Here is a 25,328-nt window from a genome sequence, read left to right on the forward strand (position 1 = left end):
AAAAATTAATTTGTTTTAAAAGTATCTAAAAAGACGCTTGGAAGTTGTTTAGTAACACCATAGGCATGCTCTAGATGGTCTTTCATTGCCTGTCTTGCTGATTCTTCATTTCTAGCTACTAATGATTGATATATAAGATAGTGTTTTTGTATGGTATTTTTCCTATCATCATTTGTTAAGGCTTTATGTATTTGTTCTAATTGATTATAAATTAATGCATTAAGGGTATTCATTAATTTAGAACATAATTCATTTTTAGCACAATTTAATACTTGGATATGAAATAATTGATCCAATTTAGTAAAGTTTGTTATTTCTCCATCAGGAAGATTGGTCATTTCATCGAAAATTTGCTTTAACTTAGCAAAGTCTTCATCTGTTCCCCTAGAAGTTGCAAGGCTTATCATTTCTAGTTCTATAGCCATCCTAAGTTCAAAAAGATCTGTATTACTTGTTTTTTCGAAAGCTAAAATATAGGTAAGTGGCAAATAATAATTATTGTCTTTGGGATCACTAATGATAATTCCTTTTCTTGGTGTGACAGTGATGATTCCTAAAAACTCCATAACACGCAAGGCTTCACGTAGCGTTGGTCGACTAACATTTAAAATTTCCATTAATTCTGCTTCATTATATAGTCGTTCTCCATATTCAACTTGGTTACTGATACTCCCATGCCTAAAGGCAAGGGGTTCTTAGATAGCTTAACTTCTCCTATACTCTCATTTATTTAAAAATCAAATAAATTACAACATATAAGAACTAATTAACTTCTCTAAAACTTTCACTATCAATCATTCCAATGAATGAATTAACGATAGCATATGGCTCATATCAAAACCTCTTTAGCCTTAATTTATAATCCCATACTACTTATTGCTTTATTGTTGCTATTTTGTATTGTTACTATTTCCTTATCGTGTAGCACTTTAAAATTATCAAACTCCTTAAAACATAAATCTCTATCTATTTCTTCTAAATTATCCTTAATATTCATTATAAGAAATGCACTATAACAATCCCTTTGTATTTTAAATCCTTCGAAATTGTTCCACCTTTCCGATAATTCTTTTTTATTATACTTATCATCAAAATGGTTGTATTGTGAAGCTTTTATTTTAGTAGTGTTTATTTTTAAAAGCTCTTTACCATACCATTCTAATTTATTATCTAATATAGTTAAAAACATGCTAGGTGCTTTACTTGCGAGACTTTTACCAAATCTCTTTTTCTTATTTATTTTACCTGTCTTATCATTTATTGTTGTATTCTTAGCTCTCTTTTGTAGCCCACTATAGCTCATAGTTTCTACTAATATTCTATCGCCTAAACTGATAATTTGATTAGCTAATTTCTCATGACTTTGCTTTCTTATACAAGCTTGTTTTCTTTGTATTTCTCTTAATTCATTTTGAGTTTTAATATATTTATTAGACTTAATCCATATTAATTTATTATCTACAAATCTAAGTCCAGTTTTATTTGATTTACCCTCAACACTATTCATTTCACCATATTTTTTGAAATAAACTTTATTACATTTATGAAGCATTAATTGACCAAAAGCATTAAAACATCTTGTCGCTATTTTTTGTGTAGTAAAGCTATCTATATTATTTTTAAAATGTTTCTGTATAAGCTTAACGTATTTATGAAGTGAATATTCTGTCAAACCATTATTTTTATTTAATTTGTTAAATTCTTTATTACGTTCTTTGCCTTTTTTCATTTTAACTACTTTTCTATACTCTTTAGATTCTTTCATATTATTATATCTTTTATATAATTCGCCTAGACAACTATTATAAATATTTCTACCTATTTCTAATCTTTTATCTAATATATCTTCTTGATATACTTCTGTTTCTAATTTTAATGCCAAAATATAACTTGACACAGTATTCACCTCTCTTCACATACACATCTCGCCTAATGTTTAAATCTCCCTTCAACATTAGGTGTTAAATTTTTTTCTTTTATATCTTGGACAAAATATAAAATTATAATTAATCAAAGATACAGTTGTTTTAGTTGTTCTATATTTATTTTTCATGAATTTATAATAGCATAGTTTATGTATTTTACAAATATATTATACACAAGCTATGCTATCCATCCCACACCTGAAGGAGTGGGCTTTCCGCACAAATATTGTAAATTAAAAGTAAATATCATTTATAGCTATATTTAGTTGTTGTTATTAATTACATTTATACTAACCTCTATTGGCATAATTTTTGTGTATGTTTTTTAAATTACAATCAAGGCTTATGTTGATTAATAATAAATATATACCAATAAACATTAAAAATATATTGATAAACAATAAATAATGTGATATGATATGGTTAATACTTAATTAAAATGTAATGTATAAAAAAAAATTATAGCTGAAAAGCGGGAAAGGAGTTTGCAATGAAGAAAAAATATTTAACTTTAATACCATTTATTATAGGAGCTGCTTGTATGGTTGCCTATAACATAATCGGATCTGAAGTCGCTCCAGATGGTACTCTTTTAGAACCCTTTTATTTAATACCAATGAGTTATTTATTCTTGGCTATTGGTATAATTCTTGTACCAGCAGTAAGCATAGTGTCATTCTCTCGGAACTCTAAAAAAAATTAAAAATAAATATTTGGACTTAAATTGAAATTTTTGATTTAAATGATGGATAGGCATTTAGTGCTTATCCATTTTTTATTGAGACTTGCCAGTAGGGCGGTATCATTTTTAATTTCTAATGTGACAATATTATCTTAATTTAGCAAAGTTAATATGATAAAATGGAGTTAATGAAAATTTTAAAAATAGAATGTAAAATTTTGCAGTAAGTTTAGTTAAGAATAAGAACTTACCACCAAATGGTAATACTTTTAGAGAGAGAGGTAAATGAAAATGAATATTATAAACGTTGATAATAGAAATATTGATACTGAGCACATTTGTTGTGCAATCACTGATAAAAAAGGTGAATGTTGTATTTCATCTAAAAAAGCTTGGCTAAAAGGGTGCTACAATGATGGACTTATCTTTAAAAAGCTTGATGTACGGGGAAAGGTATTTGTTGAATATATACCTGCTGAAAATGCATGGTGCCCAATAATAGCTGAGGAATATATGTTTATAAACTGTTTTTGGGTTTCAGGGAAATTTAAAGGGCAAGGTTATGCAAATAAGCTGCTAGAAGAATGTATAAGTGATGCAAAGCTCAAGGGTAAAAAAGGTCTAGCCGTTCTTTCATCAAAAAAGAAAATGCCCTTTTTATCGGATCCTAAATACTTGAAATATAAAGGGTTTGAAGTATGTGACACAGCGAAGCCATACTTTGAACTATTGTATCTTCCTTTTGAAAAAAACACAGAAAAACCAAAATTTAAGGAGTGCTGTAAAGACGGGATAACTGATAAGAAGGGTATAGTTTTATATTATTCAAACCAATGTCCACACACTGAAAAATACGCACCTTTGATTGCTGAAATTGCTAAGGCAAAAGGTATTAACTTCGCTTTATTAAAGTATCAAACAAAAGATGAGGCACAGAATGCACCTTCACCATTTACAACATATAGTCTTTTTTACGAGGGTGAATTTGTAACCAATGAAATATTATCGGACAGTAAGTTCATAAAATTCCTTGAGGGAAAGGGTTTATAATTTTGAAATACAGGGGAATGATTACGTATATTTAATCATTCTTTTACCTATTATAAATTTATCTTTGTAATACCCAGTTAATTCAGATATTTTTATAACATCGCAGGCGTTAGGAGAATGTATGAATTTATTATTCCCAATATATATTCCAACATGAGAAACTTCATGGGGTAGAGCTGGATTTGTCATAAAAAAAACTAAATCCCCCTTTTCAAGATTATTTATAGTAACGGATGTTCCCTGGTTTATCTGGTCCATAGATGTTCTAGGCAAATCTATCCCAAAGTTTTTGTAGATATACTGAACAAACCCTGAACAATCGAATCCTCCACTTGTATACTTCCCAGTAGTGTCAGATATTGCTGGTGTTGTACCGCCCCATAAATACTGCATCCCTAAAAATCCATTTGAATAGGACACTAAATCATTTCCAGTTGCTAATGCATGGTATTGCTTTCCATTTGCAATATATAGGGGCTTGTTTAGTGGAGTTTCAAAATTTGAGAAAACAATAAAAATCATATATATTAGTGCTGTTAAAAGAATAAAGGTTACATGCCAAAGCGCAATTGGATTTCTTTTTTTTAGAGTTGTTCTCATAATTTCTCCCCATCTGGTGATTTAAAATACCTTATATTAAATTACTGTACCAATTCAAATAATATTCTAAAATGTTTAATGCTTATCTATTATTTTTTTGTTGCCTCCAGTAGGGTAGAGCAATTTTAATTTTAATGTGACATTATTCACCTAATTTAGCAATGTGAATGTGGTAGTATGAAATCAATACAATTTTAAAGACAAATAAATTATTATGATTCATAAGGAGAAAGGAGATGTTTAAGAAGTTTTATTATAAATTATATTTAACCATAATTTTAGTAAGAACTTGCCACTTGCCACGTGGGTGGCACCAAATAGTAGGGGAGAGGATTTAAGTGTCAAGAAGTCAAAGTGGTTTTTTTACGGTAAAGCGAGGAATAATAATATTAATTTTATACAGTATAACAATAATTGTATATTTCACGTGTTTTTATAAGCCGTTGGAGCTTCTAACTTCTAATCTGGACATGCCTGAAATTGTATCTGTGAATGAAACTTTAAAGTCTATTAATCGTGACGATATAATGTTCTTTTTTATAGGTTCCTTTTTAGGTGTTGTATTTACGCTTATGATTGTAACACTTATATACGAAGAGATAGTATTATGCACTAAACCTATTATTGCTGTTAATGCTAGATTAAAGTCAAAAGAATCAGTTATGCAGATGTCTGGAAGCTATATGGGATTTTCATCTGTTGGGTATAAGTATAATCTAATATTTGAAACGGATAATGAGGTTGAAATGATTTTTGTTGTTATTCCTAAATACTATGCCACAATCATTGAAGGGAATAAGGGGATTTTAAAATATAAACAGGGAAGATTAAATAGATTTATAGGGTTTGATCTTACATCAATAGATTAGGAGGTAATCAGCACTATTCCAGATTCATTTGAGGCAATAAAATGATTTTAACGACATTTAAAGGTAAATTGTAAAATTCTGAAGTTATGCAGATATGGTTTAGAATAAGAACTTGCCATTTGCAACGTGTGCAGCACTTTTTAGAAAGGGAGTAATAAAAATGAGTTTTTTATTTAAAGACAAAAAAAACAATGATGGAGTAGAAAAAGTTGGATCTGAAGAAATTTTAAGTGAGGATAGAATGATTAGAAGGGGAAAAAGATTTAGAATATTAAATACAGTAATTATATATAATTCAGAAGAAGATTATTATGAATCCTTGGCTACCTGTGTTAATGAAAATAATGTAATAGAAACTATAAGTATAGAAGCATTTGATATACAGGAAAATGTTATAGAGCTTAAAGGTGCATATATTGATTATGAAGAGTATGAAGAAGACTCAGAAGTAAAATGCAGTGGGAAAATATATTATTTGTAAATTTATTCTGATTATCAATTAAAAGGTGTGAGAATTATTTCTAATTGTTAATTAGTAGATAAGTATCAAGGATAGGGGGTTAGCTCCTATCCTTCATTTTTTAATCACATGTTTTTATACAACTTCTATTTTATTTAGGTCATCTCATTTTTGCCAAACCGCCATAAAGTAATCAATACTGAAGAAATAAGGATGGGAATAGCACACAAAAGCAGTTTGTAAATGTCAAAATCTAAAATTGTTAAACCCTGCGCAATCCGTTGCATCTCAATTGATACCATAACACCGCTATAGCAAAATGGATAGGCAGTCCATAAGGTGGTAATTCCAACTAATACGGCAGGTATTACGAAGAGTAGGTTAAGGCCCATAGATAAAATCGGTTTTTCAATAATTGTAGTTATCATCCACATAATAGTGACTTCCGGAATAGCAGAAAGCATTAAAATTGCACTCCATTTAAGAATATAGAGCACAGGTATCCCTTCGGAAACTTTTGTTACATGGGTGGTATAAAGCCCTGCCACTATAAAGAAAAGGAAGAATATAAAAAGTTGCACACCTAAATAACTGATTAAAACTACAAGCTTTGCCGATGCTAATTTAGCGCGGCTTACAGGAAGAGCTAGCATTTTTAAAATACCATTGTTTTTCAGTTCAAGTTGTGATAGTAGAACACATAGCACTATCATAGAAAGTGGAATAAGGAAATAAGCCATACCTAGGGCGCTCTGTACAAACATGGCAGACCATGCTCCAACATAATTTTCCGACAAATACATTTTCAAACTTGATACACCAGACACGGCCATTAGCAGTGGTGCAATTATCAGTAATAATATTATTTTTGAACCTTTGGTTTTTTTAAATTCGTTTGAAACTAGATGTAAAAAACTCATAATAACTTGTCCTCCTATTCATATTTTTTCCTCTTGGCCAAGATAATACCTATGGTTATTAGTAAGATTGTCATTGTAATGGAAATAATCAATACAGTCATATCAGGGCTTACGGAAGCTAGTTCTGCCGTTGCCATGGCGGGCTTCATAATTAGGGTAAAAGGATTTAATAGAAATAAAGGACTATTGCACATAGCGGTGGTCATTCCGCTTAAAAAGCCTAGAACGCCAATACCTAGTGTAATCCACATATTTGAAATTTGTGAAGATATGAGTAACATAAAGGTATGTACTGGCAAGGCAATTACAAAACTATACAATGCAAAAACTATCATAGCATTCATGTCAAAGCTATTTTTTGGAAGATAATTTATGCCAATATAAGCAATAGCAACATTTTGAATCAGTATTGAAAGAAACAATAAGACTAAAATAATTGCAAGTTTACAGAGATACATTTTCACAATACTGATAGGCAGTGTAGCCATTTTTTTTAATGCATCACCTTGATACTCAATATTGTAAATAATGCAGTTTGCCACAATGATACTAAATAGATTAAGCACCGTAATTATGCCGTAAAGTTGAGTTAGCAAGAGGACCATAGGAGGAAGTGGCAGTGAAAACAGTGAATCCTTTCGTATTACAAGATTTGCAAGGGCATAAAGTGCACCTAAAACACCAACAAGTAGCATAACTGGTACTAGTCCAGATCGTTTCAGCTTTTTAAGTTCAAGTGGGAGCATCATTTTAAGGCACTCCTTTTTCTTAAAAAATTATCCTCATCTATCATTGCAAGAAAGGTATCCTCAAGATGTTCTATGGAAAAACCACGTTTCACTGCATGGGTTTTTAAATTCTGAAAACTACCCTCAAATAGCAGTTTACCATGATTTAGAATGCCTATATCAGTTGCCAGTAGTTCGATTTCTGACAACATATGAGAAGAAATCAGTATAGTGCAATCGTAAATAGCAGGCAATGATTTAATTAGGTTTCTGATTTCATGAATTCCAGCAGGATCAAGTCCATTTGTAGGTTCATCTAAAATCAAAATTGGAGGTCTGCCTATTAACGCTGATGCGAGCCCCAGCCTCTGCTTCATGCCAAGTGAATATTTTTTAGTTAGTCTATCCTTAAACTCCGTAAGATCTACTAGTTCCAATGCTTCGCCAACGCTGCTTTTTTCTAGGCCAAGAATAGACTGGATGATTTCCAAATTTTCTTCACCAGTAAGATTTCCGTAAAAAGCAGGAGCTTCGATTAAGGAACCAACTCCTTTTAATATTTCCTCTCTGCTTGCGGGAAAGGTTTTTCTGTTAATGTGAAAATTTCCCTTGGTTGGTGCTGTTAATCCGAGAAGCATTTTCATTGTGGTGGATTTTCCTGCACCATTTGGACCCAAAAACCCGTATATGCTTCCTTTGGGTATATGAAGGGAGATGCTTTCAACTGCCGTGAATTTTTTGTACTGCTTTGTTAAATCATTGGTTTCAATAATATTCATATAAGATAAACTCCTTTCGTTTGACATCAGTATATCAAGCGAAGCTTACAGTAGAATTCTCGTTACCTTACATTTACCTTACTTTTAAGGACCACATTTAAAAAATTGGTAGATAAATGCTATAATAAACATAGCACAATGATGTATTAGATTGGAGAATTATGTCTATGAATGATGATTATATAAAAACAAAAAGACTTCTTCTAGTTGATGATGAACTGGAATTGTTAAATATGGAAAAATCAATTTTGACAGATGATGGGTATAAGAATATCGAAACCGCGGTATCAGTAACGGAGGCCCTAAGCAAGTTCGCATCCTATGAACCAGAACTTCTAATTTTGGATGTTATGCTACCGGACGGGGATGGGTTCTCATTTATGAAGCAAATAAGAAAAAAGTCAGATATTCCTGTTCTTTTTTTGACAGCCAGAGGCGAATCGGAAGATCGCTTTCGTGGCCTTGGTATAGGTGCGGATGACTATATTGTCAAACCGTTTTTGCCAAAAGAATTGACGCTACGGCTAAGTGCTATTCTTCGTCGTTGCTATAAAGCAGAAAGCAATATAGCTTATTTGGTGGGTAGTATTATTGATTTTGAAAAAGCCGAAGTCCAAAAGAAGGGTGAGGAAATTCCTTTAACGGCAAAAGAATATGCACTACTGTTTGCTTTATATCAAAATGCCAATCGTATCCTTACCATTGATGCCTTATGTACAGCGGCTTGGGGAGACAATTACTTTGGATATGAAAATTCACTGATGGCACACATCAGGAGAATTAGAGAAAAAATTGAAAATGATCCATCACACCCTGTTTCATTGATTACCACAAGGGGGCTTGGATATAAGCTGATAATAGAGGACGGAGGAAAGTAACATGAGAAGCTTTGCAATATTGCTTAAAAAATACTTTATCGCCTTTTCTGGTTTTATTTTGTTGCTTATCATTGTGAATATGGTTCTCCTAGTCCTTTTATTTCAGCGTAGTTTAAAAACATATTCGGAAAGTTTATCCCCAGCTAAAATGGCTGAAAAGACAGCATATTCACTATCTTATAAAAACAATAAATACATTATTGATAAGACTATTTTAAATAAGTTGGAAAGTAGGGGAATATGGTCTATGCTTATGGATAATAATGGTGAGGTAGTATGGGATTTTGACTTGCCAAAAGAGATAAAACGCCACTACTCAATAGCGGATGTAGCACAGTTTTCAAGATACTATCTTGAAGATTATCCAGTATTTGTATGGAAACATAGTGATGGGTTGTTAGTAATTGGATACCCTAAGGATAGTGTTATGAAAATTTCTTCTAACTATTTTCCAATTGATGTGATAAAAACACTTCCTATAGGTATTGCTGTTCTTGCTTTTTGTGATGTGTTAATGTTGTTTGGGATATATTCTTATTCCAAATTGAGACTAAACAAGGCAATAAGTCCCCTTGTTATATCCTTGCAATCACTTGCCAAAGGCGAACCAGTGAACCTGAAACAGGACGGCGAATTATCCGAAGTTATCTTAAGTATTAATCAGGCATCCTTAATGTTGAAAAAGAAGGACTCCTCGAGGGCTAATTGGATTGCAGGGGTTTCTCATGATATTCGTACTCCACTTACCATGTCCATGGGTTATGCAGACAAATTATGGAGCAATAAAAGTATTTCGCCTGAGTGCAGAGATCAAGCAAAAATTATTCTTAGGCAGAGCACAAAAATCAAAGAACTGGTGGATAATCTGAATCTTTTTTCTAATTTGGAGTATCTAGTGTCATCTACTCAATTTATAAAATTATATCCCATAAAAATCATACGGACTGTGATTGCTGATTTTCTGAATAATGGTCTGGAAGATATCTATTCTATTGATTTGTGGGTAGCAGATGTCAAGGCGGACAACTGTATGCATGGCGACGAAAGGCTAATTATACGGGCTATATCTAACCTGATACAAAACAGCATTACTCATAATCCAGAGGGGTGTAATATATCAGTTAAAATATCTCTGCAATTAAACAATCAGCTGAGCATTGAAATTGCTGATGATGGCGTGGGTTTATCTGCCCAGGAGCTTATAAAAATACAAGCAAAAAAACATTATATAATGGGGGACAATCCTCTAACCCAGCAACACGGTATGGGTCTCCTGATTGTACGACAAATTGTGGAATTACACGGAGGCAAGGTGATGATTAGCTCAAAGCCTAACAAGGGGTTTTGCACTAAGGTTGTATTTGGAATAGAGGTTGCATAATGGCCTAATTAGTAAAAATTGCGAAGTAACTGTTGAAATGACCAATATGGAGAATGAATTTTGAAAACCAAACATCAGAGCTGAAGCATAAAAATATAGCCCTTGTGTAGCAAGGGCTACAAAGTTTTTTTGAAAAACTTTTTCTTAAATGCCCCTGGACAACATCACAGCTCAAATGTTATGATAATATTGGAAAGGTAGGTGGGGCACAATATGGACAATATTATTATGGCATCCTCCGGACGAAATTTCACATCTGAAGATATAGATCTTATCAAATGGACACGAAAAAAATATTCGCATTTATCAAGAAAAGAATTAGCAGGTACTGTATGCGAGTTTTTAGACTGGACTACGCCAGCTGGAAGAGCCAAAACACCTCAATGCGTAGCATTTCTAGTGGAGTTAGAAAAAGCTGGAATTATTGAATTGCCACCTGTAATTATTAAGTCAAAAAAAGTATCAGTATCAATAATACCGAACTTTTATATAGATACATCCTCTATTGTAGGGGATTTAAAAGAGTTTGAACCAATAAAATTAGAGATTGCAAGAGCCGGAGCCCAATTGAAACTATGGAGAAAATATGTTAATGATTATCATATGTTGGGAGATAGGCAGGTATTTGGTTCTAGATTGTACTATTTTGTTAAAAGTGGAGACAAGAAGCTTGGGTGTCTTCAATTTTCCGCGTCAGCGTGGGCACTTAAACCACGTGATGAATGGATAGGATGGAATATTGAAGATAAAAATGTAAGGCTTCATTTTATACTGAATAACAGTAGATTTTTAATATTTCCTTGGGTTAATATCAAAAATTTAGCAAGCAAAGCATTAGCTTTATCTATAAAGCAAATTCAAAAAGATTGGCTAAGAGAATATTGTTATGCGCCAGTGTTATTAGAGACATTTGTAGATACTTCTCAATTTGCGGGTACATGCTATAAGGCCTCAAATTGGACTTATTTAGGTGAAACCAAAGGTCGTGGCAGAATGGACAGAAAAAAAGAAATGCAGCTACCACCAAAAGCTATCTATATGTATCCACTGCAAAAGGATTTTAAGGATTGTCTTAAAGGACTTAAACCATGCAAGGTGGTGAACCCTGATGAATAGAACAGAAGAACGACACAAAAAAAGAAAACAGGAACAAGACCTTAAAATTAAAGAATTAGAATCAAAAGGATTTACTATTTCAAGACAGGAGTATAGAAAAAAAAGAAATATAGCTAATAAAAAATGTAGCTACAACAAAGCTCAGGAAGAAATGGTAGATAGGCAAGAAACCACAGAAGCAGCTCTAAAGGTTTATAGAAGGTTGTTACCAACACTTCTTAAAAATTTAAGCAAAATTAAAGACCCAAGACAAACTAAGAAAACAAAACATAGTTTAACAGTACTTATGATATACGGAATATTGATGTTTGTATATAATATGTCTTCATTAAGAAATGCTAATAAAGAAATCAGTTCACCAATATTTTTTGATAACATGAAAGCTATGTTTCCAGAGTTTGAAACTATGCCACATTCAGATACATTAAGCAGACTTTTAGAGAAAATAAAGGTGGAAGAAATAGAAGAAAGTATGTTGGTGCTATTTGAAGAACTTATTAAAAAAAAGAAATTTAAAAATCATTTGATAAATAAGAGATATGTCATAGCTATAGATGGCACTCAGAAATTCATGAGAACTGAAAAATGGTCACAAGAATGTTTGGAGCGACATGTTGGTAAAGAAAAACAAGAACAATATTATGTATACGTGCTAGAGGCAGTGGTTATTTTTGATAATGGGATAACTTTACCATTAATGAGCGAATTTTTAAACAACGATGAATATAAAGATGTTAGCTCTGATAAACAAGACTGTGAGCGCAAAGCTTTTTATCGGTTTTCTAAAAAGATAAAGGCAAGATTTCCAAAACTTAAGATTGCAGTAACAATGGATGGTCTTTACGCTTGTGGACCTGTAATAAAAATCTGCCGTGATTATGGCTGGGATTTTATGCTTGTATTCAAGGAAGGATCAATGAAAGATACTTGGAAAGAAGCGATGGGGCTTATAAGACTTACTCCAGAGAATACAATTAAGTAGAATTGTGGAGCTAGAAATCAGGTTTATAGGTGGATTAATGATGTTGAATATACATATGGTGATAGCGGTAGAAAAAAAACAATACTAAACGTAGTAACCTGTGAAGAAACTTGGGAAGAAACAAGTAGAACTACTGGTAAAATTGAATCAAAATCGACTAGATATATCTGGATATCTGGGAAAGAGCTTACGAAAAGCAATGTGGAAAATCGTTGTATTAAAATTGGTCGGTATCGTTGGAAAATTGAAAATAATTTTCTTGTAGTGAAACATCAAGGATACCAATATGAACACTGCTTTTCCTACAATTGGAATGCTATGGTTGGATTTCATAATCTTATGAAAATAGGTAGATTCATAAATGTGTTACTTGTAAACAGTGAATTTTTAGCAGAAAAGGTTGATGGGCTAGGTATACGTGGTCTAATAACTTTTATTTTCAAAGCATGTACAGGATATATGCTTGATATGGTACGCCTGTCGGCAATATCAAAAGACGATAGTTATCAGTGGAGATTAGTTAGACAATAAAACTCGCATTGGTTCTTAAGGGCTACGCCCGTAGGGAGGTGGAGTGAAATGAATGCAAATGATTATAGCCACTCTTTTGAGGGCATTTTTGTCGTTCATTTTTTTACTAATGGCTAAAAATAATAATATAATGAAGGTTACTTTAGCAAGAATAATTACGCAAAATTAAAAACAATACCAGTAATTCATAATTTAACATGAAATTAGTGCTTTTAAAAAAAATCATGCTTCAGCTCTGACCAAACATTATATATATTGACAGTATATGTATTATATTATATACTTATTAATAAGATAGGGGAGTAGTTAACACAAAAAAAATTGTGCAATAAAGTCAACATACTGATAAGATTTATCTGGCTTTATTTTAAATAACGAGACTTATCTGCAGAGAAAGACTGCAGATAAGTCTTTTTTTGTAACTAAAATTTAGATAAAGGGGAATAAATCATGAGTTTACTTGAATTGTTTGTTATCGCAATTGGTTTATCAATGGATGCATTTTCAGTAGCTATTTGTAAAGGATTATCCATGAAGAGAATTAGTATTAGGAAAGCAGGAATTGTAAGTTTGTATTTTGGAACATTTCAATCAGGTATGCCCTTGATTGGCTATTATTTAGGAATACAGTTTCAAGATAAAATTACATTTATTGACCATTGGATAGCATTTGTACTGCTTGGATTTATCGGTATAAAAATGATTATAGATTCGAGAAAAAGTAAATGTAAGATTGCAGTTGAATCTTTGACTGATGAGGATAGGGATGATTCCCTTGATTTTAAAAATATGTCTGTTTTAGCAATTGCAACAAGTATTGATGCTTTAGCGGTAGGTATAACCTTTGCCTTTCTTAAAGTAAATATTGCTTTAGCAGTTTCCTTTATTGGAATTGTTACTTTTACATTGTCAATGATCGGTGTAAAGATAGGAAATGTATTTGGTGCAGTATATAAATCAAAAGCAGAATTTGGAGGTGGGCTCATTTTAATAATTATGGGAACTAAACTTTTGCTTAATCATTTAGGATTGATCAATTTTTAGGGATAAGAATCGTAAGAAATTATTTCTTTATTTCTTGCTTTCCAGTTACAGAAGATTTATCATCCATTTTAAATGATTTTTTATCATCTTCATTAGCAAAGTAGATATTACCATCAATTTTAGCAGCTTCTAGACTAAAGCCTGTAGATTCGACATAAACATCACCTTTGAAGGTTCCACCTTCAATTTTACCATTTTTACTTTTAACAGTTAATCTTTTTGCAGTTAAAGTGTAATTTGCAGTTGTCACTTTCTTATCATCTCGAGCCATTAGAACTAATTGATGTTTGCCAGCGAGAACTTTTTTTGTTGGATCCTTTTTATCAGCCTTCTTGAAATTGTCACCTTCTAATACTAATTCATCTTTTGTAGTCATATTATCAGTTATACCAATAATCCAATTCCCATCTTTGCCCATTCCCTTAACTAAAATCTCTGGATCCTTTGTAAAAGATGCCGATGTAACAACATCTGTTTTGGTTGCAATTGTTGGTTCTGCTTTCTTAGCACACCCCGTAAATACGGCGGCTACGGCTACTGCTACTATTATTGCTTTGATTTTCATAACAAGTTCCCCCTTATGTTTCTCTGGTATTTATTAGACCAACTTAATATAACACAGATGAAAATAAATATCAATTGATATTTATTTTCAATGACAAATCTACGTTTAACCTCATTATGGAAATGTTGGATAATGTCATAAATTTTATGAAATTAGCAATTCCCCATTTGACAGGAACGATTTTGCTTATATAACCATAAAATAATCTATAATGATTTTAGGAGTGGTAGTAAGTATGTATTTATATCCCTATGAATGTTTCCGTGGAGGGTTTTACTCTAATCCAATGAAAATTACTAAGGTAGAATTAGATTTAATGAATACCATGCGTATGCTTTGGGAACAGCACGGAGTCTGGACAAGAATGGCCATAACTAGCATGGTTTTTGGGTTGCCGGATGAAGAAATGGTTGTTAATCGGCTACTACAAAATCCAGTAGATTTTGCTAATACATTGAAGTTTTTCTATGGAGACGAAATTGCTTCAAAATTCAGTGATTTATTAAAAAGCCATCTTGTTATAGCATCACAACTTGTAAAAGCAGCTAAAGCAGGAGATAATAAATCAGCCACAGAAGCAGAAAAAAAGTGGTATGAAAATGCGGATGAAATAGCTGTTTTCCTAAGTTATATCAATCCTTATTGGTCAAGGGAAAGTTGGAAAGCAATGCTACATGAGCATTTAGCACTTGTTAAGGCAGAAGCAGTTGCAATGCTTACCAAAGATTATGCAGCTGGCATCAAAGTTTACGACAAAATTGAAAGTCAAGCTCTAGAAATGGCTGATATGATGGCAGAGGGTATTATTAAACAGTTTTCTTATTAATTTATAAAATAGTTTTTAAATAGCTGCAATTAGCACTCAGCTGCTACCATTTTTAATGGTTTAGTTCTATTCATATACGAAAAAACAAGCATTATAATTACAATGCTTGTTTTAATGACGTTACTTCTTAAAAAACATAAATAGGAATTATAATCATACCATATACTTAATATTTCTAAAAAATATAGTAATAATTCTAAAAAAAACATAACCTAAACATATTATAATATAAATAAGAATGATAATCAATATCAATTGATGCGACGAGAGATGAAATTAAATGAAAGGGTTAAATGAGATAAAAAGATTAAAGTTAATGTAAATATTGGTAAATAATAAAGAAAGTTTTGGAGGATACATATGAAAAAGAGTTTAAAAACTAAATTAGGTTTAATGTTTTTTATATTTATATCAATTCCCCTTATTGCTTCAGGTGTCTTTTCTTGTATTAAAACTTCAAATTCAATGCAAGAATTAACAGAAGGATCCTTAAAGCAGATTGCTGAAAGAACAGTGGAAAGCATCAGTTTGACTGTAGAATCAGTAAATGATTATATTAGAGCTTTAAGTTTAGATGAAGACTTTGCTAATATAGCCCTTGGAGATAATAAACTTCATTCTAGTGGCGTGGAATATTTAGCTAAACTTCAAAAGGAAAATAATGATACAATAGAAAATTTATTTATTACAGATATTAATGCTAAAGGTGTTATTAGCAATGATAATGAAGATTATGATTTTTCAAATCGTGATTATGTTAAGCAGGCTTTAAAAGGATCTATAGCTCAAAGTGGAGTTTTCAAGTCTAAAAAATCAGGTGGAACTATTATTGCAATTGCCTATCCTTTAATGCTTGATAATAAAGTAGTTGGAGCTATAGTTGCAACTATTAAATTTGAGAAATTTTATAAGCATGTTGCCGAGATAAAAATAGGTCAAAGTGGATATGCATATATGATTGAGAAAAGCGGATTATTTGTATATCATCCTGAAAATGAAAAAGTGCTTAAAGAAAATTTAGTAGATACAAATAATGCTGAGTTAAAAGCGCTAGTAAATAAAATGAAGGCTGGTGAAGCTGGAGAGGGTTATTATAAATATGAAGGAAAACGTAAATTTATAAGGTTTACTCCAGTGGGAAATTGGGTAGTGGTAGTAACGGCTAATTATGATGATTACATGGCGCCAGTTGTAGCTATAAAGAAAAATATAATAGCAATAGCGCTAATATCATTATTTATTGCAATGCTTTTATCATATTTTTTCACAACAAAAAAAATAATAGAGCCTATTAAGATTTTACAAAAATTAATGGTAAAAGCTGGTGAGGGGGATTTAACGGTTAGAGCTGAAATAACTACTAAGGATGAAATTCAAACCTTAGGGGAATGTTTTAATCTAATGATTAAAGACCAATCAGATATAATAAGTAGAGTTAGAAGTGGTGCGAAGGAACTGGCAGCAGCTTCTGAGGAAATATCTGCATCGACTGAAGAAATAACTTCATCAACTGAACAAATTGCTGAGAATATACAAAACGTTGCCTTTAATGCAGAGAATCAAAATAATTCAATAATGGAAACATCAGAAGTTTTAGTTCAACTTTCAAGCTTAGTTCAAATAGCTGAGAACAAAGCTCTTATTGCTAAAAACAATTCTCAGGATACTGTGAGTGCTGCAAAGCAAGGAAGAACTAAAGTTAAGGAAACTGTTGAAGCTATTGAAAATATTAATAAAACATCAATGGAAACAGAAGTTATATTAAAGGTGTTAAATGAATTATCAAAACAAGTTAGTGGAATTATAAACACAATTAACAATATTTCCTCTCAAACTAATTTGTTAGCTTTAAATGCGGCTATTGAAGCCGCAAGGGCTGGAGAGCATGGAAAAGGATTTACAGTAGTAGCAGATGAAGTTCGAAAACTATCAGAACAAACAAATACTAGAGCAAATGAAATATCTTCATTGATAAATGAAATGGTGGTTCAAATAGATAGAGCTGTAGATTCAATGCATTTTGGTAAAGAGGCAGTAGAACATGGAGCTTTTGTAGCTAAGGAAACAGATGAAACTTTTGTTAGTATTATAAATGCAATTGAGCAAATATCAAAAGATATTAATAAAATAGCAGATATTAAAAAGGATGAAGTTGCAAGTTCTGAGCAAATAGTAAAACTTATAGATTCCGTTGCAACTATTACTGAAATAACAGCTACAAGTAGTGAAGAAGTTGCGGCATCGGCGCAGGAGCAAATTTCAGTAATTGAAAACCTAGCTTCAAGTTCTGAACAGACTAGTGCTATGGCTAATAATTTAAACAGTCTTGTAGCAAAATTTATGATTTAATAAGGACGAATTTTGAATGATCATTAATTGAGTACCTTTTGAGGGTGTTTGTAGTTAATATTGTTTATATATAAATTGTTTTAAAATTCACAACATTCTTGACAATGAATATATATCATGCTAAAATTTCCACAAACAGTAAATGGAAAAGGGGGATTAATTTAATGATTAGTAAAAAAATCACAGCGATTACAATTTGTGCGTTTCTAACCACCACATTATTTGGCTATATTCCAGTAAAGGCATTGGATAAGGTATCGAAAAATAACATAAAAGGAAGCAATATACAAGGGACGCAGGTAGCTAAAGCAGAGGCAAAGGCTCCAAACAAGAAACTGACGGTGATGGTTTATAGCGACGCAGATAATAATCTAGAGCAAGGCTTACTTGAGGATATAGAGGAAATGAAGGTTGGATATGTAGATAATTCAGACTTAAACGTGATTGCTTTAGTGGATAGAACACCGGATTATTCAGATGATGAAACTGTACTTGGAGAAAATTTTTCGGATGCGAGGATGTATAAAATTGAAAATAATAAAGTGGTAAGAATTGAAGGCGGAAAAAATTTTCCTGAGATAACAAAAACTAGTCAGTATGAAGCAAATATGGGAGATGCACAAACCCTTAAGAAATTTATAGATTCCTGCAAAGCAAATTATCCAGCAGATAAATATGCACTTATTATGTCTAATCATGGTGGTGGAGTAAGAAAGGATAAGTCATTACAAGAGCCTAAAAATCCAAAAGCAGTATGTTGGGATGATACAAATGATGAGGACTGTTTATATACTGGAGAAATATCAGATGTACTGACCAATGATGAATCAGTGAATGTACTAGCATATGATGCTTGTTTAATGGGTGCTGCTGAAATAGCATATCAATATAGACCTGGCAATGGCGGGTTCCAAGCAAATGTTATGGTAGCATCTGCACCAATAGTTTGGGGCGAAGGATTTAAGTATGATAATATATTTAAACGTCTAAAAGCTGGTGGTGGAAAAACTTCAGAGACAGATTTAACGTTAAAAGGAAAAGAACAAAATTTTGATCCTTCTACAGTTACCGATTTGCAATTGGGCGCTCTAATGGTAGAAGAGCAAAGAGATGCTGCTGAGTCTGCAAAAGAAAATAATCAAGTTTTAAGCTGTTTTGACCTTTCAAAAATAGAAATTTTAAAGAATTCTGTTGATAAAATGGCTATAAGTTTATGGGAAGAAAATAAAAAAGCAGATATAGAAAGACTTAGGGGAACTGAAAAAAAGACAACGCTTCTTCATTATTTTGATGAAAATGATAAAAGAGAGTGGCTATCCTATCCTTACTTCGACTTATATGACTTGTGTAGAACAATAAGTACAGACAGTGCTTTTAGTACTCCTATTAAAAAATTAGCCACAACTGTGATGAAAAATGTGGATGACGTAGTAGTTTATTCTTATGGTGGTAAAAAATTTAAAGGATTTACAGAAGGGAAAACGGGGTTAAGTGTTTTCTTGCCAGACGGAAATAAAATGTACAGAGATGTAACTGCAAATACAAGCTATTCAGAGTGGAAGGGACAAAGATGGTACAATTCCATAGATACAACCATACTTCAACCAGATTATTTATATGGTAAATTAAATTGGTGCAAAGATGGACAAACTCCTAAAATAAATGATATTGGAAATTGGTTTGAACTGCTTGATTGTTGGTTCGATAGTAGCAACGGTGCCAATGGCGGAGATAACGGATATCAATGGTAAAAATTTAAATTATTTATTTTATGTAAGCTTTTGTACTAGCTTAAAAAGGATAATACAGAAGCTTACATTTTGTTTATGGGGTCTCATCATGATGTTGTATAGTGTCTCTTACTAATTTTTTTGAATTTTCATCAGGGTGTGTAACAACTGTACTTTCTGCAATCTTATCACGTGCATTAGTTGGTTCATGCTTAGGAGTAACAACGGCACTCACTGGAACCTGATCACATACATTAGTTGGTTCATGTTTAGGAGTAACAACGGTACTTACTGCAGCCGGATTACTTGTATTAGTTGGTTCATGTTTAGGAGTAACAACTGTACTCACTGGAACCTGATTACATACATTAGTTGATTCATGTTTAGGAGTAACAACTGCACTCACTGGAACCCGATCACATACATTAGTTGGTTCATGTTTAGGAGTAACAACGGTACTTACTGCATCCGGATCACTTGCATTAGTTGGTTCATGTTTAGGGGTAACAAATGTACTGACTGCAACCTGGTCACGTGCATTGGTTGGTTCATGTTTAGGAGTAGCAACTGTACTCACTGAAGCCCGATCGCGTGAATTCCTTGTTTTATGTTTAGGAATAACAGCAGTATTCACTGCAACCTGGTCACTTGCATTAGTTGGTTCATGTTTAGGAGTAACAACTGTACTCACTGGAACCTGGTAACTTGCATTGCTTGGTTCATGTTTAGGAGTAACAACTGTACTCACTGGAACTTGGTAACTTGCATTAGTTGGTTCATGTTTAGGAGTAACAAATGTACTGACTGCAACCTGGTCACGTGCATTGGTTGGTTCATGTTTAGGAGTAACAACTGTAATCACTGGAACTTGGTAACTTGCATTAGTTGGTACATGTTTAGGAATAACAATGGTACTCACTGCAATCTGATTACGTGCATTAATTGGTTCATATTTAGGAGTAGCAACAGTACTTATTGCAACCTGATCACTTATATTTGTTGGATTATGTTCATGCGTAATAATTGTATTCACTGCAACTTGAACATTTACAGCTTCTTGTTTAGGAGTAATAACTGTATTCACTGCAGATTGAGCGATTACATTTGTTATTTCTTGTTTAGGAGTAATAAGCGCACTGGCAATATCTGTACTTTTTAGATTTTTATAATAAGCGTAGACTGGAGAGTAATCTTTGATTTTATTAGCATATAAATTCAAACTAGTCAATTTAGTCAATCCTTCTAAAGAATCGATGTTGCTAATTTTATTAAAAGATAAGTCTAAATTCGTTAATTTAGTCAATCCTTTTAAAGGTTCTATGTTACTGATTTGGTTATTGGTTAAACTTAAAGAAGACAAATTAATAAAATTTTCTAGCCCTGAAAGATTCGTAATATGTTTGTCTTTAGTATTTTTCAAGCTTGTTATTTTATTAACATATCCCAGTAATATATCGCCAGTAGGGTATTGTAGCTCCTCTCTTATTGTCTTTTCTAAATTCTTATCTGGGAATGTAATAATTGTACTTTCTGTAATCTGTTCACTTACAGATTTTTGATGGGTGGCGTTATTTAAAAACGCACTTCCAAAAGAACTACAACCAACAATATTAATACTAAATAAAATAATAATTAAAATAGTTAACTTTTTAAATTTTATATAAGAAACGTTTCTCATGTTCTTAATCCCCCATTTGTAATAGTGTCTGCCATGGTTTTAGTGGTTTAGTTCTATAAGAATATTACAAATAAATATCGGAAAGTTCAACTTGTATACTTTCATCTCCACTTTTCATTTTGCTACCATATAACATATTTTCATGAAGTACCGTTCCTGAAGGAAGCATAACTGTAAACTTACTTCCTTTCCCAAATTCACTTTTAGCATATACACGACCACCATGTAATTCTACAATCGACTTAACTAAATTAAGGCCAATACCTGTACCTTCAGCATTTCTTGATAGTGATTTGTCTACCTGTTTAAATCTATCAAATATCGTAAGTAAGTTCTTTTCTTCAATGCCAATGCCGGTATCTTTGACTGATATTTCAACAAATTCATTCTTATCCTTAACATCTACAAATATTTTACCACCTGTATCTGAAAACTTTATCGCATTTGATATAAGATTTAATACTATTCGCTCTATCTTTTCTGGGTCACATGCAATAATTTTTTCTTCTATATCTGTATCAAAAATAATATCTAAGCCTTTGCTGTCAGTAAAATTACTTGTAGACAAAACTATCTCTTCTACAACTTGGACTATATTGTTATTAGATAAGTTCAATTTAAAGAATCCTGCCTGGATTTTTGATGAATCAACTATATTATTTATAAGTTTAGATAACCTATAGGAATTTAGTTTCATTGAGTCAAGGTATTTACTAATTGTTTCTCGTCTTTCGTCTAGTGAACCATTATAGCAATACATTTGAACTAATTGTACTGCTGAGGAAATTACATTTAATGGTGTTTTAAGTTCATGTGAAATATTTGCAGTAAACTCTTCCTGTGAAATAAGTAATTTTTGTAGCTCATTATTCATTTCATTTTTTTTCTTAACTTCTTCATAGGTATAATTCCATATATATCTAATAAACATAAGATTAACCAAAGTAAGCACACTGCCTAAAAAAATCAACAGGTATTTCTGAAATTTCTGAGCATTTGCAACTTTGTTAAGTGAACTATTTACTTCTAAATCAATTTTATTTATTAATACATTATCTGAATCCCTAAACTTATCAACTAAATTTTTACCTTGCTCTAGATTCAATTTAGCCTCATTTGATCTACCATTATCGACTAAAGCTATTTGCTCTTTAAAAAACATTTGAATAGAGTTCACCTGTTCATTAAGTTGATTAGTAATTTTAACGCCTAATGCCGTATTTTTTAAAGTATACAGGGAATTATAATATCCCCATAATTGTTTATTTCCTAAATAATAGGGTTCTAAAAATTTTTTGTCTTCTGAAATAATATAAGCCCTAATACTTGTTTCTTCATTAATTACTGCTGTTAAAATTTCTGTTGAAAATGTTTTTGCTGGGAGTATTTTTTTTATAATAAAATCACATTCTTTACTTACTTTATTCATACTATAAATACTAAATAATATTATAATTAATGATAAACAAGCAATTGTAAAATATCCTAATACCATAGTTCGTCTACTTCTACTCTTAACCATAATACATATCTCCGTTTCCCAAGAAAAATTTTATCTCCAAAAATCACATTTCCCACAATATTTATAAGTTGCTATTCTAGTAATATATTACCATAATATGTTGCATTTTACTATATCCTTATTCTACCATAATGTGACACTATTACTTGAAAATCTTATAAAGCAAGTAAATTTCGCTTGAAATATGCCATAAGTGCTATGCTAAAATCTTCAAATTTCGCATCGCAAGGGTAAGAACTAGTGGACCATGTTACTAATTAATGCTAGTCTCAGCACTGTAAAATTAATTAGAATCTTGTTAAAGTTAATTAGAATTTAATTAACACTTAACTGAAGTATCTAATAATATGTTGAAACCAGAGCCTTTTAGGAGTTAAACCTTAGTTAATAACCTTGTCAAATTTAGCTAGAACTATAAATAGATTGGAGAAAAAGAGATAGTAGTTGCTACTTATTCGTACCACTGTACTCAATATTAACATAAGAAAAAGCTATGAATTATTTCTTCATAGCTTCTTCTTATGTTAATATTGAGTGTCTATAATTATTATAAATATTTAGCAACATCTGTATTATCTACAAGCCCAGTTAATTTTTCAATTCCTGCAGGAGCATAACGGTATAAGGTAACATCACCAGCAGTATGATTATTGGTTGTCCAACCTATGCCAAATCTCTTGCTTACAACAGACTTTAGTTTTCCATCTTTTGTGCTTAAAACTCCAACATGATTGTCCTCAGATTTAAAACCAGTAGAATAAGCAGTTCCACCTGGAGAAGAATCTGTAATAGGACCATCTTGCCAATAAGTTTTTACAAGACCAGTTAATATGGAATCCATGGTTAAAGAGTCATTTCCTATGATAACATCTTTTTTAAGGTCATTATATAATCTTGCAAGGGTAACAGATTCTTGCTAGTACCCTCAGGAATCATCATTATTGCATTTTTAGCTTTTTAACTTGTTTTACATCTTGGGCATAGGTAATGTTTGAAAAACCTTGTATTGGTTCCAATAGACCTACTGAAAGTTGTCCAGCAATTAATGCAGTACATGTTAGTGTAGCAATTTTCTTTTTAGATTTAAGCATAAAGAATCCCTCCTAATAATTTTTAATGCTTATGCTCTAATTGTAAACAATAGTAGTTATGTATATGCTAGCTTATTGTTAAAAATAAGTTGACAATTAGTTTGACATCAAACTATAATATAGCCATGAATATAAAAAATGTAATATCATTAATATCAAAAATTAGAGAAAAGGTCAATCGGTTTATTGTATCAGAGATGTCGAAATGTGGGATAGAGGGCATTGTAACTTCACATGGGGATATTATCTATGCTCTTTTTAAGAAGCCAAGACTGACTATGGCAGAGATTGCCGACAAGATTGGTAGGGACAAATCTACAGTCACAGCACTTGTTGACAAATTGGTCAGACTCGGATATGTGGCAAAGGAAAGAGACACAGCGGATACAAGAGTTGTTTATGTAACCTTAACTCATAAGGGGAATGAATTGAAACCCATATTTGAAGCAATATCAAGCGAAATTTTAGATGTTTTTTACTTAGACATCTCAGAAAAAGAAAAGGAGGAATTAATAAGAATTTTAAATAAGATTTATAACAATTTTTAATTTTTTTAACAATATGGTTTGACATCAAACTATATCATGAGGAGGCATAATAATGAAAGATTATACTAAAACATTACCTAAGCATATTGAAAAGTATATTGGAGAAAATGATTTATTCTTAGAGATATTCGAGGGTGAAGTCCATTCAGCAGCAACTGAAAAAAGCCCCCCTCTACTTTTCGTACATGGTGCCTACACTGGAAGTTGGATGTGGAGCAAATACATTCCTCATTTTATAAGTAAAGGTTGGAAATGCTATGTAATGAACATGAGAAGTCACTACAAAAGTAGGGTGTTAGATTTGACGAAGGTATCATTCGAGGATTATTTGGAGGATATTAAGGAGGTTATTGTTGAGTGTGGTGAACCTCCCATCATCATGGGATTCAGTATGGGTGGAATCCTTTGCCAGAAGCTGGCTGAAACCATTACACTGGCTGGTTTAGTTCTGATAGATACAAGCATAAGCAAGGAAGTAAATGAGATAGCCCCATATAAAGAAATAGATGAAATTACACCGGAAATCATAGCGCCTGCCCCTACTCGTGAAGAGTGTTCAAGCATAGATGAATCGGAAGATGACATTGCCTTTCAAAAAAAATATCTGACAATGGAATCATCAAATGCAATGAGCGCTTTTGCTTTTTCTTTCGGAGTAAAAGAAGGAATTTCTGTAGACAGCGGTTTGATTACTTACCCATGTCTAGTTATAAAATCAGTAAACAGTGATGATGATGACAGAAGAGGAAGGGCGACAGCGGAACATCTCAATGCTGAATATACAGGACTTTGGAACACAACTCACACAGGTTTACTTGTAGGGCAAAGGTATATGGAGGTAGTAGATAGAATAATGGAATGGTTCAAAAAACACATAGAAGATGAGCAACTGCTATAACAGTTGCTCATTTTTTTTGTTGCTTTACTTATACCGTATTGGTAAACCTTTTTTTATTAATATGGTAAGTATTATTATATTAATGACAAGTTATATTATAATTATGTCAATATAACTTGACATAAAAAATAGGTGATGATATATTATATTTAAGAATAAATGGGGGGAGTAAGTAT

At 31.9% G+C, this 25,328-nt stretch carries 25 protein-coding genes and 2 pseudogenes; 15 read left to right on the forward strand and 12 right to left on the reverse strand.

Features of this window, described 5'->3' with window-relative positions; translation table 11 throughout:
* Nucleotides 1–5: 5 nt before the first annotated feature.
* The 3 genes and pseudogenes from G9F71_RS09775 to G9F71_RS09785 form a co-directional block, all read right to left on the reverse strand.
* Nucleotides 6–668, reverse strand: a complete 663-nt coding sequence (locus G9F71_RS09775; RefSeq protein ID WP_224626659.1) for a FadR/GntR family transcriptional regulator — start codon at nt 666–668, stop codon at nt 6–8.
* 188 nt (nt 669–856) lie between these two features.
* Nucleotides 857–1,897: a transposase gene (locus tag G9F71_RS09780; RefSeq protein ID WP_224626290.1), complete on the reverse strand. Its 1,041-nt coding sequence runs from the start codon at nt 1,895–1,897 to the stop codon at nt 857–859.
* Between the two features lie 66 nt (nt 1,898–1,963).
* A pseudogene (locus G9F71_RS09785) lies at nt 1,964–2,053 on the reverse strand (IS200/IS605 family transposase); the annotation flags it as partial.
* A 362-nt stretch (nt 2,054–2,415) separates the two neighbouring features.
* Here G9F71_RS09785 and G9F71_RS09790 point away from each other — a divergent pair.
* Both G9F71_RS09790 and G9F71_RS09795 read left to right on the forward strand, forming a co-directional pair.
* Nucleotides 2,416–2,628, forward strand: a complete 213-nt coding sequence (locus G9F71_RS09790) for a DUF3955 domain-containing protein (protein ID WP_164952512.1) — start codon at nt 2,416–2,418, stop codon at nt 2,626–2,628.
* Between the two features lie 270 nt (nt 2,629–2,898).
* Nucleotides 2,899–3,657: an N-acetyltransferase gene (locus tag G9F71_RS09795; protein WP_164952511.1), complete on the forward strand. Its 759-nt coding sequence runs from the start codon at nt 2,899–2,901 to the stop codon at nt 3,655–3,657.
* A 21-nt stretch (nt 3,658–3,678) separates the two neighbouring features.
* On the opposite strand, the gene G9F71_RS09800 is transcribed toward G9F71_RS09795, so the two are convergent.
* A complete protein-coding gene (locus G9F71_RS09800; protein ID WP_164952510.1) occupies nt 3,679–4,257 on the reverse strand; it encodes a C40 family peptidase in 579 nt (192 codons plus the stop codon).
* A gap of 338 nt (nt 4,258–4,595) precedes the next feature.
* Here G9F71_RS09800 and G9F71_RS27575 point away from each other — a divergent pair, with 338 nt between their 5' ends.
* Complete coding sequence (locus G9F71_RS27575) at nt 4,596–5,126, forward strand: DUF2500 family protein (RefSeq protein ID WP_164952509.1); 531 nt, start codon at nt 4,596–4,598, stop codon at nt 5,124–5,126.
* A gap of 160 nt (nt 5,127–5,286) precedes the next feature.
* The gene (locus tag G9F71_RS09810; protein WP_164952508.1) at nt 5,287–5,607 is read left to right on the forward strand and encodes a hypothetical protein; all 321 of its coding nucleotides are present in this window, start codon (nt 5,287–5,289) and stop codon (nt 5,605–5,607) included.
* Nucleotides 5,608–5,741: 134 nt separating this feature from the next.
* Here the strand turns inward: G9F71_RS09810 and G9F71_RS09815 are convergent, their stop codons facing one another.
* Genes G9F71_RS09815 through G9F71_RS09825 form a run of 3 tightly spaced genes read right to left on the reverse strand, consistent with a single transcriptional unit; the run spans nt 5,742 to nt 8,013 of the window.
* Nucleotides 5,742–6,506: an ABC transporter permease gene (locus G9F71_RS09815; protein WP_164952507.1), complete on the reverse strand. Its 765-nt coding sequence runs from the start codon at nt 6,504–6,506 to the stop codon at nt 5,742–5,744.
* 14 nt (nt 6,507–6,520) lie between these two features.
* Nucleotides 6,521–7,255: an ABC transporter permease gene (locus tag G9F71_RS09820; RefSeq protein ID WP_164952506.1), complete on the reverse strand. Its 735-nt coding sequence runs from the start codon at nt 7,253–7,255 to the stop codon at nt 6,521–6,523.
* A complete protein-coding gene (locus G9F71_RS09825) occupies nt 7,252–8,013 on the reverse strand; it encodes an ABC transporter ATP-binding protein (RefSeq protein ID WP_164952513.1) in 762 nt (253 codons plus the stop codon). Before G9F71_RS09825 ends, G9F71_RS09820 begins: the two co-directional genes overlap by 4 nt.
* Nucleotides 8,014–8,180: 167 nt before the next feature.
* Here G9F71_RS09825 and G9F71_RS09830 point away from each other — a divergent pair, with 167 nt between their 5' ends.
* The 6 genes from G9F71_RS09830 to G9F71_RS09855 all read left to right on the forward strand — a co-directional run bounded on the left by G9F71_RS09830 (nt 8,181) and on the right by G9F71_RS09855 (nt 13,945).
* Nucleotides 8,181–8,891, forward strand: coding sequence for a response regulator transcription factor (locus tag G9F71_RS09830; protein WP_164952505.1), 711 nt, complete (start codon nt 8,181–8,183; stop codon nt 8,889–8,891).
* A 1-nt stretch (nt 8,892) separates the two neighbouring features.
* Entirely contained in the window at nt 8,893–10,272 is a 1,380-nt protein-coding gene (locus G9F71_RS09835; RefSeq protein WP_164952504.1) for a sensor histidine kinase, read from the forward strand.
* 213 nt (nt 10,273–10,485) lie between these two features.
* Nucleotides 10,486–11,388 (forward strand): Druantia anti-phage system protein DruA, encoded by a 903-nt coding sequence (locus G9F71_RS09840; protein ID WP_164952548.1) that lies wholly within the window; start codon nt 10,486–10,488, stop codon nt 11,386–11,388.
* Nucleotides 11,381–12,370 carry a transposase family protein gene (locus G9F71_RS09845; RefSeq protein ID WP_224626293.1) on the forward strand — a complete coding sequence of 330 codons (990 nt, stop codon included), beginning with the start codon at nt 11,381–11,383 and terminating at the stop codon, nt 12,368–12,370. The genes G9F71_RS09840 and G9F71_RS09845 overlap by 8 nt, the downstream gene beginning before the upstream one ends.
* A gap of 201 nt (nt 12,371–12,571) precedes the next feature.
* Nucleotides 12,572–12,901: a hypothetical protein gene (locus G9F71_RS09850; RefSeq protein WP_224626295.1), complete on the forward strand. Its 330-nt coding sequence runs from the start codon at nt 12,572–12,574 to the stop codon at nt 12,899–12,901.
* A gap of 450 nt (nt 12,902–13,351) precedes the next feature.
* On the forward strand, nt 13,352–13,945 hold the full coding sequence (locus G9F71_RS09855) for a manganese efflux pump MntP family protein (RefSeq protein ID WP_164948438.1): 594 nt from the start codon (nt 13,352–13,354) through the stop codon (nt 13,943–13,945).
* A 19-nt stretch (nt 13,946–13,964) separates the two neighbouring features.
* On the opposite strand, the gene G9F71_RS09860 is transcribed toward G9F71_RS09855, so the two are convergent.
* Nucleotides 13,965–14,510 carry a hypothetical protein gene (locus tag G9F71_RS09860; protein ID WP_164948437.1) on the reverse strand — a complete coding sequence of 182 codons (546 nt, stop codon included), beginning with the start codon at nt 14,508–14,510 and terminating at the stop codon, nt 13,965–13,967.
* 286 nt (nt 14,511–14,796) lie between these two features.
* Here G9F71_RS09860 and G9F71_RS09865 point away from each other — a divergent pair, with 286 nt between their 5' ends.
* The 3 genes from G9F71_RS09865 (at nt 14,797) to cloSI (ending at nt 19,436) form a co-directional block, all read left to right on the forward strand.
* Nucleotides 14,797–15,336: an acetylglutamate kinase gene (locus G9F71_RS09865; protein ID WP_224626297.1), complete on the forward strand. Its 540-nt coding sequence runs from the start codon at nt 14,797–14,799 to the stop codon at nt 15,334–15,336.
* Between the two features lie 360 nt (nt 15,337–15,696).
* Nucleotides 15,697–17,685 (forward strand): methyl-accepting chemotaxis protein, encoded by a 1,989-nt coding sequence (locus G9F71_RS09870; protein ID WP_164948436.1) that lies wholly within the window; start codon nt 15,697–15,699, stop codon nt 17,683–17,685.
* 164 nt (nt 17,686–17,849) lie between these two features.
* On the forward strand, nt 17,850–19,436 hold the full coding sequence (gene cloSI / locus G9F71_RS09875; RefSeq protein ID WP_164948435.1) for a clostripain: 1,587 nt from the start codon (nt 17,850–17,852) through the stop codon (nt 19,434–19,436).
* 73 nt (nt 19,437–19,509) lie between these two features.
* On the opposite strand, the gene G9F71_RS09880 is transcribed toward cloSI, so the two are convergent.
* From G9F71_RS09880 to G9F71_RS09895, 4 genes and pseudogenes are all read right to left on the reverse strand, one after another.
* Nucleotides 19,510–21,093, reverse strand: coding sequence for a leucine-rich repeat domain-containing protein (locus G9F71_RS09880; RefSeq protein ID WP_224626299.1), 1,584 nt, complete (start codon nt 21,091–21,093; stop codon nt 19,510–19,512).
* 64 nt (nt 21,094–21,157) lie between these two features.
* A complete protein-coding gene (locus G9F71_RS09885; RefSeq protein ID WP_224626301.1) occupies nt 21,158–22,615 on the reverse strand; it encodes an ATP-binding protein in 1,458 nt (485 codons plus the stop codon).
* A 547-nt stretch (nt 22,616–23,162) separates the two neighbouring features.
* Nucleotides 23,163–23,513 (reverse strand): annotated as a pseudogene (locus tag G9F71_RS09890) (alkaline phosphatase); the annotation flags it as partial.
* Nucleotides 23,514–23,553: 40 nt separating this feature from the next.
* Complete coding sequence (locus G9F71_RS09895; RefSeq protein ID WP_164948433.1) at nt 23,554–23,706, reverse strand: hypothetical protein; 153 nt, start codon at nt 23,704–23,706, stop codon at nt 23,554–23,556.
* Between the two features lie 101 nt (nt 23,707–23,807).
* Between G9F71_RS09895 and G9F71_RS09900 the strand changes: the two genes are divergently transcribed.
* Together G9F71_RS09900 and G9F71_RS09905 are read left to right on the forward strand one after the other, a co-directional pair.
* Nucleotides 23,808–24,254 carry a MarR family winged helix-turn-helix transcriptional regulator gene (locus G9F71_RS09900; protein WP_224626303.1) on the forward strand — a complete coding sequence of 149 codons (447 nt, stop codon included), beginning with the start codon at nt 23,808–23,810 and terminating at the stop codon, nt 24,252–24,254.
* A gap of 52 nt (nt 24,255–24,306) precedes the next feature.
* Nucleotides 24,307–25,152, forward strand: coding sequence for an alpha/beta hydrolase (locus tag G9F71_RS09905; protein ID WP_164948432.1), 846 nt, complete (start codon nt 24,307–24,309; stop codon nt 25,150–25,152).
* The last annotated feature ends 176 nt before the right edge of the window (nt 25,153–25,328 follow it).

The sequence above is a fragment of the Clostridium sp. FP2 genome (assembly GCF_011065955.2).
GTDB lineage: Bacteria > Bacillota > Clostridia > Clostridiales > Clostridiaceae > Clostridium_AD > Clostridium_AD tagluense.